The sequence below is a fragment of the Pseudomonas sp. GM48 genome (genome assembly GCF_000282335.1).
GTDB lineage: Bacteria > Pseudomonadota > Gammaproteobacteria > Pseudomonadales > Pseudomonadaceae > Aquipseudomonas.
The window spans coordinates 46,614-60,882 of record NZ_AKJM01000085.1; the positions used below are offsets into that span (position 1 = coordinate 46,614).

A 14,269-nucleotide genomic window follows, 5' to 3' on the forward strand; every position below is an offset into this window, starting at 1 on the left:
TGGGGGCCATCAAGGGGAGCTTCTGAGGCCATGACTGAAGGTGTCGATGAATCCGCTAACCATCACGCTGTGCGATAAAACGCTGAGATGAGTCATGACAAGGGTTGCTGAGGTCTGCTAAAACGATTCATCAGTGCATCACCCAATCCAGAGGGGTAGCGACATGACCACAGCCAATATTCTCGAAAATCTGTTCCCGAGCCACGCCGACATCCCGGAAAAGTACCGCCTTGATGGCCAGACCGAGCAGCGTGAGTACCTGGTCGATGGCGAACTGAGAACCTGGAACGGGCCACTGGCCCAGGTCCGCAGCCCGGTGTACCTGACTGGCCCGAATGGCGACGAGCAAGTGATCCTCGGCAGCACGCCGCTGCTGGATGCCGACACCGCACTGACCGCCCTCGACGCGGCTGTCCGCGCCTACGACCGCGGTCAGGGATTGTGGCCGACCATGCGCGTGGCCGAGCGGATCCAGCATGTCGAAACCTTCCTCGGGCGCATGCGCGAGCAGCGCGACGCCGTGGTCAAGTTGCTGATGTGGGAAATCGGCAAGAACCTCAAGGACTCGGAAAAGGAGTTCGACCGCACCTGCGACTACATCGTCGACACCATCAACGCGCTGAAAGAACTCGACCGCCGTTCCAGCCGTTTCGAGCTTGAACAGGACACCCTCGGCCAGATCCGTCGTGTGCCGATGGGCGTCGCCCTGTGCATGGGGCCTTACAACTATCCGTTGAACGAAACCTTCACCACTCTGATCCCGGCGCTGATCATGGGTAACACGGTGGTATTCAAGCCGGCCAAACTGGGCGTGCTGCTAATTCGCCCGCTGCTGGAAGCCTTCCGCGACAGTTTCCCGATCGGGGTGATCAACGTTATCTACGGCAGCGGCCGCGAGACGGTCAGTGCGCTGATGGCCAGCGGCAAGATCGACATCTTTGCCTTCATCGGCACCAACAAAGCCGCCAGTGACCTGAAAAAACTCCATCCAAAACCACACCGTTTGCGCGCGGCGCTGGGCCTGGATGCGAAAAACCCGGGCATCGTCCTGCCGGAAGTGGATCTGGACAACGCCGTCAGCGAAGCGGTCACCGGTTCGCTGTCTTTCAATGGCCAGCGCTGCACAGCGTTGAAAATCCTTTTTGTCCACGAAGACGTGGTCGAATCCTTCATCGAGAAATTCAATGCCAGACTGGCTACGCTCAAACCCGGCATGCCTTGGGACAGTGGCGTATCCCTGACGCCACTGCCGGAGTCGAGCAAGGTCGACTATCTGCACTCACTGGTGACGGACGCCGAGAGCAAAGGTGCCAAGGTGGTCAACCCCAACGGCGGTGAAGCCCGAGCGTCGTTTTTCTACCCGGCGGTGCTTTACCCGGTCACCCCGCAGATGCGCGTTTATCAGGAAGAACAATTCGGCCCCGTCGTCCCCATCGTGCCGTACCGTCATCTGGATACCGTGATCGACTACGTGCTGGAATCGGACTTCGGCCAGCAGTTGAGCATTTTCGGCACCAACCCGGTCGCCGTCGGCCGACTGGTGGACACGTTTGCCAATCAGGTCGGACGCATCAATCTCAATGCGCAATGCCAGCGTGGCCCCGACACTTATCCATTCAATGGTCGCAAGAACTCGGCCGAGGGCACCTTGTCGGTACATGATGCACTGCGTGTGTTTTCGATCCGCACCCTGGTCGCCACCAAATTCCAGGAGACCAACAAGGACCTGATCAGCGAAATCATCAGCGGCCGCAGTTCGAGCTTCCTGACCACTGACTACATCTTCTGAGGAGAGCCAGCCTGAGTACATCCAGAGCCCATCGGCTGCCACCGTTGCTGCGCCGACTGCTGCGTCCGTTGCTGGACCCGTATCGGCGCTATCGCCACGCCCGGGTGATTCACGCCGTACGCGTGTCGCTGGGATTACTGGCAACAATCCTGCTGACCACCGGCATCCATCTGCCCCACGGCGAGTGGGCGTCGGTGACCATGCTGGTGGTAATCGGCGGCTTGCAGCACCATGGCAACATCGGCAAGAAAGCTGCCGAACGCGCCATCGGCACCTTGATCGGGGCCGGTGTCGGCCTGGCGTTGGTGGCACAACAGGCCTGGCTCGGGATGCCCTGGCTGACCTATTTCGCGATGTCGGTGGTCTGCGGGTTTTTCTCGTATCACGCCATCGGCAAGGGCGGCTACACCGCACTGCTATCGGCAATTACCGTGTTCATCGTTGCCGGGCACGGCGACAACCCGGTCACCGATGGCTTGTGGCGAGGGGTGGACATCCTGATCGGCATTGCCCTGGCCCTGGCGTTTTCCTTCGCCCTGCCGCTGTACGCGGTTTACTCCTGGCGCTACAACCTGGCCGATGCGCTGCGTGATTGCGCGAAAATTTACGGGCGCATCATTGACGGCCAGCCCATCACGGCCGACGAACACCTCAAACTCATGACCCGCCTGAACGCGGTAATGGTGCAGCTGCGCTCACTGATGCCTTCGGTGTCCAAGGAAGTGAAAATTTCCATGACTGACCTGGATGCCATCCAGCGTAACCTGCGCATGTGCGTCAGCACCCTGGAAATCCTCGGCAATACCCGACCGGATGCCAATGACCCCGAGGCGATGACGCTCTTGCAAACGGCATTGAACGCTGAACACCGGCAGATTCGCGTGCAATTGATCGGCATGGCCCGGGCGTTGAAATCCGGCGCCTGCCAGCGGCTCAATCGCCCCATCAGTTTGCCGGCTGTCAGCCTCGACGCGCCGGTCTACAACACGCTGGACGGGTATCGTTTGTTGACTCAACAACTGGCCGCCAACATCGGCGAGATGCGCCAGCGGCTGGCCGGCAGCGCGCCACGCTGGAACATCTGATGCCTGCGTAGCGGCTTACGGCGTCACCGTACGCCGAAATTTCAGCGACCACCCTTGCTGCATGCCGGCAGCGGCCAGCAGGATTGCCGCGACCCCGATCCATTGCAGCGCCTCCAGGCGATGGCCGAAGGCAACCCAGTCGACGAAAATCGCCGCAATCGGGTAAATGAAGGACAGCGCGCCTGTCAGCGCAGTCGGCAGTTTTTGAATCGCGCCATACAGCAACACGTACATCACACCGGTGTGCACCATGCCCAGCGTCACCAGGCTGGCCCACGCACTCGGTGCCTGCGGCAGTGCCGAAAAATGCGCAAATGGCGCGAGCAACAACACGCCGGTGCTGACCTGGATCAACGCGATCAAATGCGGCGGGGTTCCAGTCAGGCGCTTGATGATCAGCGCCGCAATCGCATAGAGAAACGCCGCGCCCAACGCCAAGGCAATGCCCATCAGGTAATCGCTGCCGCTCTCGCCCTGGCTGCCATGGGCGCTGACAATGGCCAGCATCCCGAGAAACGAAACGCCCAGCCAGGCTAGCTTCTGGGTGGTGATTTTTTCGTTGAGGAACAGCGCCGCCAGCCCAACCAGCATGAACGGCTGGACGTTATAAACGGCGGTGCCGATGGCAATCGACGCCCGGGAATAAGACGCGAACAACAGCACCCAGTTGCCGACAATCGCCACACCACTCAGCACGGCGAGCAAGAACGTGGTCCGGGTCAAAATGCCGGGGCGCAGAAAGCCGAAAGCTGCGCAAATCAACAGCAAGGTGCCGGCACCGAACAGGCAGCGCCAGAACACCACATCCAGCACCGGTTGCCCGGACACCAGTACGAACCAGCCGATGGTGCCGGAGATCAGCATGGCGGCCGTCATTTCGAACGAACCGCGGCGTAGGGTTTTGTCCATCATCAGACTCCTGTATTTGTGGCCAAAGTATGCCAAGGCACCAAGGCGCCATTCCAGAGCAAAAAGCAGGCTAAACTCTAGATCTGCCTTTTTTATCAAGGCTGTTTTGAAAAAATGCCTAACAGAGGTTTTCGCCATGACCGATGACATCGACCAGGTGCTGATCACCGCCCTGATGGAAGACTCGCGACGTTCGCTCAAGGCCCTGGCGCAAATCAGTGGCCTGTCCTCCCCCAGCGTTGCCGAGCGTCTGCGCCGCCTGGAAGAGCGTGGCGTGCTCAAGGGCTACACCGTTGAAATCGACCCGAAATGCTTTGGCTATCAACTTCAGGCGATCGTGCGTATTCGCCCGTTGCCGGGGCAATTGCAGGAAGTGGAACGGCAAATCATGGCCATTCCCGAATTCACCGAGTGTGACAAGGTGACCGGCGACGACTGTTTCATTGCGCGCCTACATGTGCGCTCGATGGAACAACTGGACACCCTGCTCGACCGCCTCAACACCCACGCCGAAACCAATACGGCGATCGTCAAGAAGACCCCGGTCAAGCGCCGGTTGCCGCCCATGGCGTGAGTGATATTTGTTTCAGACTGAAGTAGATTGATGGTTTCCGGCGAAGGATTGACGGTATGAAAACTCAGGCAATGCTACTCGTGGCGATGCTGCTTGCGGGTTGTGGCACGATTCAAACGGTTGTGCGCAGCGACGAAGTGGCCGCAAAGGACCTGAAGGACCAAAAGAGTTATTGCGGCGCGGTACCGCGAATCTACAGCGGCGTGACCTACGATTTTTGCTACCTGAATGCGCCCCTCGAAGAGGGTCGGGATGCTCAGGTACATGGTCCCGCCCCCGCTTTAGTGCTGCTCGACGCGGTCGTGTCCGGGGCGATGGATACATTGCTGCTGCCCTACACCATCTACCGGCAACAAGCCGACGGCAGCATTGTCATTACAGAGTGATCCTGAACTCCAGATAATAAAAAACCCGCCTGAGCGGGTTTTTTACTCAATGCCGACGATTAATCATCGCGGCCCATGATGCCGAACAGCTGCAACAGGCTGACGAACAGGTTGTAGATTTAGTTCTCGTTGACAAATATGTCAACCTCTGTATCGTTAGATCTCAAACAGACTAAATGTAAACATCCAGTCCTTCATCGAGAAATCTAAGATCCTCATGTTCTCTGCGCCGAACCGAATAAAAAATCTAGTGATGCTCCTGGTAATTTTCCTTTTCGGCGCTAGCAATTTATTGGAAAGTATGCTGTTCGCATCTTCAGCAGTGGTCGCGTATTTTAAACCTAGAGATTGCAACAAACCGCTTAAGCAGACACCTCAAGTAATGATCAATTTCAATTCTATTACCTGAGGCATAACTTGTGACTGATTTAATATCGCCAATATTTAATACCACTAGCGTGCCTTCCATTAAAGGAATTATGGTCAAGTGCAACTACATGAATCATGAGCACTTCCAATACGACGGTGGTTATTCAGAGGATTTACACAGGATTTTTATCAGCTATTGCAGAGAAGTCTCATATTCTACTGCAAGCGGTCTAAGAAAATCCATGGAGGAGTTTCTCTCGTTCGTCGGACAATATAATGAACTAAACAAATCAGAACTAGCCTTCCAGGGAATGGAAGATTACGACATTGAAATCCACAACCAATTTCAAAACTATTTATACGCCAATTGCAAAAACGCAAACATTGCAACGACGCGCATGGTTTTGTTTAAAAGCGCCATCACTACATATAGCAAAAAATACAACCTACTTTCCAACTTAAGATTTACCACGCTTTCAAATTCCGAGTACGATAGTGCCAAACCTCTTTCGATGGAATGCGAAAGGAGTCTTGCAAACTGTTTAAATCAGCATATTGAAAAAATTTACAAAAAAATTGAATTAAGAATGCAAGTAGAGGCTTCAGAGCCTTATACCTATTCATCGATGCTAACTGAAACAAACCCACACACACGTGAAAATATATTTAAGTGGATAAACTTCAATTTATCAAAAAACGGTCGAATTCTTAATAAGGCCAATTTGGCGAAATTTTTAGCAAACTCTGCAGATAAAGATCTTAACAAACTCGCTACCCAGCCAGACTATTACAACAAGATAATGGACTTATATCACCAACAGTATACTCCTGCTGACCATATTGAACTTAGTCCTTTCGATGTAAAAAGTAAAATTGGGGGACTCACGAATTGGAAACCTGAACCAATCAGGGTGCTGAAAACATTCCTTACTCATGGCTTCCCTTTTGACATACCTCTGGAAACCATTGCAAAAAAATATACATCGGATTCATTAATCAGTATTGATGATTGCAATTGCGATATTATCAAAACCATTATTTTGAGAGTTACAAGATACAACGGTCGCTCGCCGATATTCTCCCAAGACGAATTACTAGAAATGTACTATCCCTCAGAATTGGATATGACTGTAATCGTTTTGAAAATCATGCTTGAGACTGGATGGAACAAGGAAACAGTTTTATCAATTACTCCTGACGCTGTAACCCATTTCCTATCGGGTGTATTTAATACAGACTCAAAAGTAATCCAAGGAGAGAAAAATAAATCTCAAGGAAAAGGTCTACCTTACAGCGCACCCCAAGCAATTTTTAGCCTAAGCGATAAAACCGATAGATATTCCGCGTACAATTTAATATTTTTGGCTGAGGCCCTTGTAAAGCCGCTACAAGATAAGCCCGTGGACAAGATTGGCGTTTTTTTTAACGAAGACGCAACCAAGTTATTTTTATGCATAAAAACCTCCAAAACATGGGCTATGCATGGCCGCCATACATCACTGTATAACGCCTACTACTTCCAAGAAGGTGTAAAACAGTTCCTAGCGGAATATGAAATACTTGAAAATGGAGAACGCTTTAAGTCAGCTGAAAATTTCACTGCTCGTTTAAGACCTACTTGGGCTGAGAAAGAATACGCTAAGAGTCCTTTAAGCTTCGTTGCTACGCAGATGGGTCACAAACAAGAAGACACCACGGATATATTTTATTGTAGCTCCGGGCCAGCAGTAAAAGACAGGGAGCAACGGCTGCGTGGAGCTCTAGAACAGACGATGAAAACACTGAGATCCTTGAAGTTCCGCGGACAGCTCCTTCCGCCAAAACCAGGACAAACAGATAAAAACTCTAAACACATAACCTTGTTCAGCATACCAGGTATGGAGCCACCATTATGGGGGTGTTCCGATCAGAAGGCTCCAGACTGGACTGGATTTGATACATACATAAAAAAAGGGAAAAAATGCGCCCACATTTCAAAATGTCTATTTTGTAGCAGAGTTATGATTTTCGAAGACTCTCTACCTTACTTAATGGATAGGGCTCATTACTTGCAGCAATACTTAGACGACAACTTATCAGCTAGTGGGATCTTCCAGCTCAGAAGCGAGCTTAAAATTATTGAATATATTATTGACAACTGGAATGACTCAAACGCAGTGGGTAAGGCAGTTGCTTTTTTTAACGCGAACAAAGGGCTATTGCCAAAGAGCCTTGAAATATTAAACACCCTGTTCCAGGATGACTAAGATGACAAGTCTCAACGACGCCCGCCAATCTGCGAACGATATCAATGATAACGATCTGATATCGGAATTTGATTACGATCTTGAAGAGTATGCAGATGAAATACTTGACGAACTGCTCAACAGTTCAGGATCAATACACAATCCAAAATCAAAGAAAAAAACCGAAGGACTAAAAGGCAAACTAAAACTTTTCCCAAATCTTGACTTCCCAGTTAGCAAACATTCAAATTACGGTGATGACCAGTGGGTTCTGGGCCAACCTAATAACTTTAAGAAACTAACTATTACGTTTAACAGATTGCTACCGGGAGAGAATGATCTTAAGCGTATGCTAGGCTATCATTTAATTCCAGACTTCTCTCCATACGGGGGATGTAGAAGCTACATTACAGCCGAGCACAGAGCTTCAACATTCAAGCTGTTGGACGATTACTGCTTTACACCTAATCACCTAGATGCAACCCCAAGCAGTATAAGTTTGATCACAGTACCGATGCTGAACATGGCGCTTGATGCGGCCAGAGACTCAGGCAAAATCTCGCATTACAGCAATCTTTATTATTTAATCCGTTTTTGGCTAAACCTGGGGAGAGATGGTTTCATTCCAGAGCCTTTCTGTATAGACATCCCTGCTAATAAAGTTGACACAAAGGAACGAGAGCGCGACGTATTCGATCATTTGAAGAGCTCCCTTGGAAGCTGGGAGTCTTATGATGAAGATGAGCTAGAGCGCCTCATTGAATACGCAATGTTTTGGATTGAAAAGGCATTACCAGAACTCACAAAACTTAAAGACTTTATAAAACAAAATAAAATCGAAAAACTATATGGATTTAAAGCTCAAGTTACCGACCGTGACATAGACATGGAGAAATCCACTACGATCACTGTTGACAACATTGAAATATTCAAACCTAAAATGCGTCAATACACAAATAAAGAAACTAACGCCAACCGATATATTTATTATTTTGCTTGGCCGTATATTAAAACGATCGACAAGGTCAGAAGCGCAATGTTTATTTTGATAGCGCTTTGCACTGGAGCGCGATCAAGGGAGTTATGCGGACTGTGTTTTTCAGACTTTTACTTTGCACGCGGAGAGTGGTGGGTTTCTTTAACGAGATTTAAAGTTACAAACGATCCTAATTACAAAGGCCAAAAACAGGAAATTCCTTTACCATCTTTTATTGGTGAAAATTTAATTTTACTAAAAGATTTGAAAAATCTTTACAAGCCAGATTCGGATTTATTATTTCGATCCATGCGTTCTTCTCGAGCCGACTCAAACCACCGAGTGCTTCTGCCTATCTTGACTCATCTTAAAAATGAAACAGGTATAGACAGTATACACGTGCACCGCTTTCGAAAGACAATCGCAGATATCATTATCAATCGCGGCGAAGCCAACATCGATATTCTTAGACATCTTTTTGGTCACAAAAGCTACACAATGACTCTCCGCTATATCGCGAGAAACCCTTATATTGTCCAAAGTGTGGCTTTAGCAATAGAGCAAAATTATAGTGATGATTTTGTTGATGTGCTGGACGCTGTCAAGAACGGACAACATTCGGGAGAACCCGCCACCAGGATCGCCAATGCTATAAACGCTAAACCTGAACACTTCAACGGAAGACAATTCAAAGTTACAGTGTTTCATTACATCAAGCATTTGCTTGAATCTGGTGAACCCATATTTATTAAACGTACTGCATTAGGTGTATTTTGCCTATCTGATGAAAAATATACTCCAACCTATCTTCCGCCATGCTTAGAAGGCAAAGTTCTTCACCCGGATGAGTCCCCTCTTCCAGACCCTCAGAACTGTAAAACATACTGTAAGCATGCCGTTGTTACAGAAAAAGCCCGCGAATCACTACATGAGGATGTAAAATTCTACACTTCACTGCTCGACAATATGACAGGACAAGAGAATAAGGTTTCGTTTCAAAAACTAAGCGCGCAGTTAAGAGCATGTCTAACTCACCTGGATAATTTAGGGCGTGCAAATATAACAATTACATCTGATTCAGAATTGGCAAAATTATAATGCACACTGAAACTACACGTGAAGCTTTGATTAGAATCATAACAGAACAACAAATCGATACAGGAAATGCTAAACTCAGAATTGGTGTCATTGCGAAGATGGCTGGCATCACTAGGCAGGCATTCCATCGATACTATGGTGATCTCAAACCGTACGTGCTAGGTGAAAAACCTATTTCCACGTTTTTTGATGATTCATCAGAAGGTATAAACTCTACTCATTTGTTGAATGCCCAGAAAAAAATTGGCGAACTTCAAAGTTCACTTTCTAAAGTAGAAGCCACGCACAAAAAGGAGTTGCAAGAATTCAAAGATAGCTGCGTAACCTCTCTCATGAAAAGTGACTTGGCTTTGCACGATGCTGACAATGTACGAAAACGACACGCACAACAAATCAGCCATAACGAAAAGCTTCGACAAGATCTTAGCACGCTAAAACTGGCGTTACTCCATGAACAATCGCGTGCGGCAACGGCTGAAGCCGAGTTAAACAACATTCAACTAAACGCCTCTAGAGCCCAACCGACAATTAGAAACTTAATTGTTATCGACGAGTTCGATTTATTTAACAAGAAAAACATCATCGAAGATGAATCTACATTTATTCAATTAAAGAATAAATGCGCCGAAAAGACAATCAACAAAATCAATACAATAGTCGATCAAAACACATCGATAGTTACATTATATATCGACAGATTCATATCACGATTCGAAAAATTTGCGGATCAATACAACCAGAACGATACCAGCGCTGCTATATTAGTTAGATTTCCGATTTTTGACCAATATTTGATTAAAAGCTATCTAGTCCAATTAGATATTCGCGCACGCGTCCAGATCATCCTTCCCGTCTGCGATGTAGAGAGTATTATTAAAACACAACGAGCTTTTTTTGTAAGAAACGTACCTCATTTTGAACTAAAAAATGCAGATGACTTCGGCCTTCAAGACATATCTCTAAAAAGATGTAGAACGATGGGTATAACCGCCGTCTTGTTTAATCAAATTTCGCAGGGAGATTAATCATGATAGACATAAACAGGCAGCCCATCTCCTACCTTGATGATGAGACGGGGATGAAGGTGTCGCACTACATTTTGACCGCTTACACTGATAAAAAAACAACTATACTAAGCCACCCTAATCTTTATCTGTACAGTAACACAAGGTCATCACTGAGAACGTCTGATCGGTACTCCCAGATAATTTCATCATTTTATAGATACTTGTCGACACAGATAAGATTTAGCGCATTTAATGTCGCCGAATACCATGCGCATGTTTCAAACAAGGATATTATTCGATGGCAAGTTTCAAGATTGGAGAAGCGCCTCCGAGATCAAAACTCGAGCCCATCTACAAAAACTATTATTGAAGATGCTCGCATTTTACTGCAGCTATTCAGCTGGCTCGAAGAACACGGCTATCCATCTGACGTAAAAATAAATGCAATCCAATCAATTATCAACTTTAAAAAGGAAAGACTTCTAAATTACATTGAAAGAAAGGCTAAAAAAACCCTTTCAAACAAAGGGATTAGAGTTTTAGACAAAGAAAGTCGACAGAAGAATATTGTCACGCTGATTTCCAAAGAAGAAATTCACGCACTGGTTAATAATTATCATGACCCTGTATATTCAGCAATATTGAAATTTGCACTTGGCACAGCTATGCGCCCAATGGAAATCTGTAAGTTCCCTCTCTACGGAGCGGGAGCAAATCAGCATATTGCGCCATTTACTGATATGAAAAAAGTATCGGGAACTGTTGACTACACTCTAATCGGAAAAGGAAATAAAACTCGCAAAATTAAGATTAACGTCAAAGACCTCCGTGATCTCCAAAACTCTTACACTGAGAAACTATACAAAGAAAGGACAAAAAAATATGCTGAACTCTATGGACACCCTTGCCCGTTATCAATCTTGTTTCTCAATGAAAAAGGTGTACCCATTACAGAAAAAATGATTTCTCAACGGACAAACTACGCAAAGAAAAAAGCCAAGTTGACCTTTCCTGGCTTTCGTGACTCTTCGGTATTTTACTCTACGCGAAAATGGTGGCCGACAAAATTCCTTATCAACTATCACAAAGGAGATATTTTAACTAAGTCTGCGGACTTTTTATATGCTGCGTGTGCGCAAGCGATAATGGATCAAATGGGACATGACGACATAAGCACAACCTATAAGCACTATATCGACATGGCTCGAGTGATGGTTCATTATCAAGGATGGGCTTATCAGGAGTTTGTCGAACCTGTACAGACGGTCGCGGAATTTATAGATTCATATCCAGGACATATATGATTGGACGGCCATTATGATTGCGGAGCTCGAAATGCATTATTCTATCGACTAATATTGCAAGTAATTTTATGAATTCATTTTTAATATTATTGCCGCAGATATACAAGAGCGCCTTAGAAGATAATAGAGACTCACGCTGTGAGTACGGTATTATTTTTAATTCAAATTTCCGATATGTAAACACTGGAATCTCGACTTTTCTCTCACAACCCTCGCTCAGGACTTTAAGTCTGGTAGGCGAAGGGATCACAGGATGCGGAAGCATCATCGGAGAGCTCGCACAGTTTGATATCGTTGGATCTTTAGTGTCCTTCATCGAGAACAAGACGTTTATCTCCATCTGAGGAATCTAAAACTTAGCCGGGCCGGTTGGCCGCCCCAGCGAATCCTCCTATACCCGCCAGGCAGATCTATCCGATACGCGTTAAGCGTCAGGCTATGCTGATATGACGCCTCGCTTGTAAACATTCACCGGGGCCAGTTTCACCACACCAATTGCCACCACGTCGGGGTAGATGGATGGAGAGAGAAGCCTACCGCAAAAGCTTAGTAACCGCTCCATGAACTACACATTCAAAGCTGCCAAGTGATCCCGGATGCTGTGCTCCCGATTTCGTTCAGGAGCCCGTCCGCCATGATGCGACCCGATGCAAAAGTCGAAAAAGTGTATCTGTACCCCAAACCTGTCGACTTCCGAAAATCCATCGACGGCCTGGCTGCGCTGGTCGAGTTGGACATTAAGGTCGCAGTTTTTGACCCCGTGCTTTTCGTCTTCCTCAACAAGCCCCGCAATCGAGTGAAGATTTTATATTGGGAGCGCAATGGCTTCTGCCTATGGCTCAAACGGCTGGAGTCCGAGCGATTCAAAACATCGCCCGATGTCACCGACGAGGCAATTGTCTTGACCGTCCAGGAACTCAACTGGATGCTCGACGGTTTTGACCTCTGGCGTAACCGTCCCCATCAGGTTTTGACGCCACGATTCGTGGCCTGATTCGGTATAATCCAGGGCATGATATCGATGCCCAAAGACCTTCCTGACGACCCCGCGCTGCTCAAGCAATTGCTAGAGCAGATGCTGATTGAGCGCGAGTCTAACAAGGGCCGCATCGTTCATCTTGAAGAAGAAAACGCGCTGCTGCGCCAGCGCCTGTTCGGACGTAAGTCCGAGCAGACAGCCGATCTGGCAACGCCTCAGCTAGCCCTTTTCAACGAGGCGGAAAGCATCGCCGAGCCTGTCGACGAAGACGTTGAAGAAGAGGTTGTCGCTCCGGCCAAGCCTCGCGGCAAACGCAAGCCGCTGCCTGCCGACCTGCCACGTATCGAAGTCATCCACGAACTTCCCGAGCATGAACTGACGTGTGCCTGCGGCTGCCGCAAACACGCCATTGGCGAGGAAGTCAGCGAGCAGCTTGAAATCGTGCCGATGCAGATCCGTGTGATCAAGCACGTTCGTAAAGTTTACGGTTGCCGCGACTGCGAGACGGCACCGGTCACTGCGGACAAGCCGGCTCAACTGATTGAAAAAAGCATGGCCAGCCCAAGTGTTCTGGCGATGCTGCTGACCACCAAGTACGTGGACGGTTTGCCGCTTCACCGCTTTGAAAAAGTACTAAGCCGCCATGGCATCGATATTCCACGTCAGACCCTGGCTCGCTGGGTTATCCAGTGCGGTGAGCACTTTCAGCCGCTGCTGAATTTAATGCGCGACAGCCTCTTGGCCAGTCGGGTCATCCACTGCGATGAAACACGCGTGCAGGTGTTGAAAGAGCCTGATCGGGAGCCAAGCAGTCAGTCCTGGATGTGGGTGCAAACCGGCGGCGCGCCAGACAAACCAGTGATCCTTTTTGACTACTCCACCAGCCGCTCGCAGGAGGTACCGACGCGCCTGCTCGATGGCTACTGCGGCTATCTCATGACCGATGATTACGCCGGTTACAACGCGCTCGGCGCGCAGGACGGAGTCGAGCGTTTAGGGTGCTGGGCCCATGCACGCCGTAAGTTTGTTGAAGCGCAAAAAGTGCAACCTAAAGGAAAGACAGGTCGTGCGGATATCGCGTTGAAGCTGATCAGCAAGCTATACGGCATCGAGATCGCCTACAAAGAGAGTAGCGATGAGGGTCGGAAAAAAGGACGTCAGGATTTAAGTCTCAAGGTGATAAGTGAGCTGAAGGCCTGGGTGGAGAAAACGCTCCCATACATGACCACGCAGAATGCACTTGGCAAGGCTGTTACCTACCTGGCAAACAACTGGAGCAAACTGGAACGGTACGTCGAGCAAGGCTACCTGCCCATCGACAACAACACCGCCGAGCGTGCGATCCGGCCCTTCGTCATCGGAAGGAAGAACTGGTTGTTCAGCGATACGCCCAAAGGCGCGACGGCGAGTGCTCAACTCTACAGCCTGGTCGAGACCGCCAAAGCCAACGGCCAAGAGCCTTATGCGTGGCTGCGCCACGCACTGGAGCGCCTGCCACAGGCATCCTCGGTCGAAGATTACGAAGCCCTGTTGCCGTGGAACTGCAAGCCTCGACCCCACAGCTAAAC

Annotated in this window: 11 protein-coding genes; 10 read left to right on the forward strand and 1 reads right to left on the reverse strand. The window is 48.7% G+C overall.

Features of this window, described 5'->3' with window-relative positions; translation table 11 throughout:
• The first annotated feature begins 163 nt into the window (after positions 1-163).
• A complete protein-coding gene (locus tag PMI28_RS13170) occupies positions 164-1,789 on the forward strand; it encodes an NADP-dependent glyceraldehyde-3-phosphate dehydrogenase (protein ID WP_007987477.1) in 1,626 nt (541 codons plus the stop codon).
• Positions 1,790-1,833: 44 nt separating this feature from the next.
• Entirely contained in the window at positions 1,834-2,874 is a 1,041-nt protein-coding gene (locus tag PMI28_RS13165) for an FUSC family protein (RefSeq protein ID WP_007987478.1), read from the forward strand.
• 15 nt (positions 2,875-2,889) lie between these two features.
• Here PMI28_RS13165 and PMI28_RS13160 read toward each other — a convergent pair whose 3' ends face one another.
• A complete protein-coding gene (locus tag PMI28_RS13160) occupies positions 2,890-3,783 on the reverse strand; it encodes a DMT family transporter (RefSeq protein ID WP_007987479.1) in 894 nt (297 codons plus the stop codon).
• Positions 3,784-3,919: 136 nt separating this feature from the next.
• Between PMI28_RS13160 and PMI28_RS13155 the strand changes: the two genes are divergently transcribed.
• From PMI28_RS13155 to tnpC, 8 genes are all read left to right on the forward strand, one after another.
• On the forward strand, positions 3,920-4,357 hold the full coding sequence (locus PMI28_RS13155; RefSeq protein WP_007987480.1) for an Lrp/AsnC family transcriptional regulator: 438 nt from the start codon (positions 3,920-3,922) through the stop codon (positions 4,355-4,357).
• 56 nt (positions 4,358-4,413) lie between these two features.
• Positions 4,414-4,743 (forward strand): YceK/YidQ family lipoprotein, encoded by a 330-nt coding sequence (locus PMI28_RS13150; RefSeq protein ID WP_007987481.1) that lies wholly within the window; start codon positions 4,414-4,416, stop codon positions 4,741-4,743.
• 497 nt (positions 4,744-5,240) lie between these two features.
• Positions 5,241-7,358, forward strand: coding sequence for a hypothetical protein (locus PMI28_RS13145; protein WP_157395763.1), 2,118 nt, complete (start codon positions 5,241-5,243; stop codon positions 7,356-7,358).
• A 1-nt stretch (position 7,359) separates the two neighbouring features.
• Positions 7,360-9,411 (forward strand): tyrosine-type recombinase/integrase, encoded by a 2,052-nt coding sequence (locus PMI28_RS13140; RefSeq protein ID WP_007987483.1) that lies wholly within the window; start codon positions 7,360-7,362, stop codon positions 9,409-9,411.
• Positions 9,411-10,436: a hypothetical protein gene (locus PMI28_RS13135; protein ID WP_007987484.1), complete on the forward strand. Its 1,026-nt coding sequence runs from the start codon at positions 9,411-9,413 to the stop codon at positions 10,434-10,436. The genes PMI28_RS13140 and PMI28_RS13135 overlap by 1 nt, the downstream gene beginning before the upstream one ends.
• 2 nt (positions 10,437-10,438) lie before the next feature.
• Positions 10,439-11,722, forward strand: a complete 1,284-nt coding sequence (locus PMI28_RS13130) for a site-specific integrase (protein ID WP_007987486.1) — start codon at positions 10,439-10,441, stop codon at positions 11,720-11,722.
• A gap of 634 nt (positions 11,723-12,356) precedes the next feature.
• On the forward strand, positions 12,357-12,716 hold the full coding sequence (gene tnpB / locus PMI28_RS13125; protein WP_007247730.1) for an IS66 family insertion sequence element accessory protein TnpB: 360 nt from the start codon (positions 12,357-12,359) through the stop codon (positions 12,714-12,716).
• An 18-nt stretch (positions 12,717-12,734) separates the two neighbouring features.
• Positions 12,735-14,267, forward strand: coding sequence for an IS66 family transposase (tnpC, locus tag PMI28_RS13120; RefSeq protein ID WP_033063369.1), 1,533 nt, complete (start codon positions 12,735-12,737; stop codon positions 14,265-14,267).
• Positions 14,268-14,269 lie beyond the last annotated feature (2 nt).

Coding starts and splice junctions, on each gene's coding strand:
- PMI28_RS13150 (WP_007987481.1), top strand. CDS start 4,414: ATGAAAACTCAGGCAATGCTACTCGTGGCGATGCTGCTTGCGGGTTGT.
- tnpB (WP_007247730.1), top strand. CDS start 12,357: ATGATGCGACCCGATGCAAAAGTCGAAAAAGTGTATCTGTACCCCAAA.
- PMI28_RS13140 (WP_007987483.1), top strand. CDS start 7,360: ATGACAAGTCTCAACGACGCCCGCCAATCTGCGAACGATATCAATGAT.
- PMI28_RS13170 (WP_007987477.1), top strand. CDS start 164: ATGACCACAGCCAATATTCTCGAAAATCTGTTCCCGAGCCACGCCGAC.
- PMI28_RS13160 (WP_007987479.1), bottom strand. CDS start 3,783: ATGGACAAAACCCTACGCCGCGGTTCGTTCGAAATGACGGCCGCCATG.
- PMI28_RS13130 (WP_007987486.1), top strand. CDS start 10,439: ATGATAGACATAAACAGGCAGCCCATCTCCTACCTTGATGATGAGACG.
- PMI28_RS13145 (WP_157395763.1), top strand. CDS start 5,241: ATGAATCATGAGCACTTCCAATACGACGGTGGTTATTCAGAGGATTTA.
- PMI28_RS13135 (WP_007987484.1), top strand. CDS start 9,411: ATGCACACTGAAACTACACGTGAAGCTTTGATTAGAATCATAACAGAA.
- tnpC (WP_033063369.1), top strand. CDS start 12,735: ATGATATCGATGCCCAAAGACCTTCCTGACGACCCCGCGCTGCTCAAG.
- PMI28_RS13155 (WP_007987480.1), top strand. CDS start 3,920: ATGACCGATGACATCGACCAGGTGCTGATCACCGCCCTGATGGAAGAC.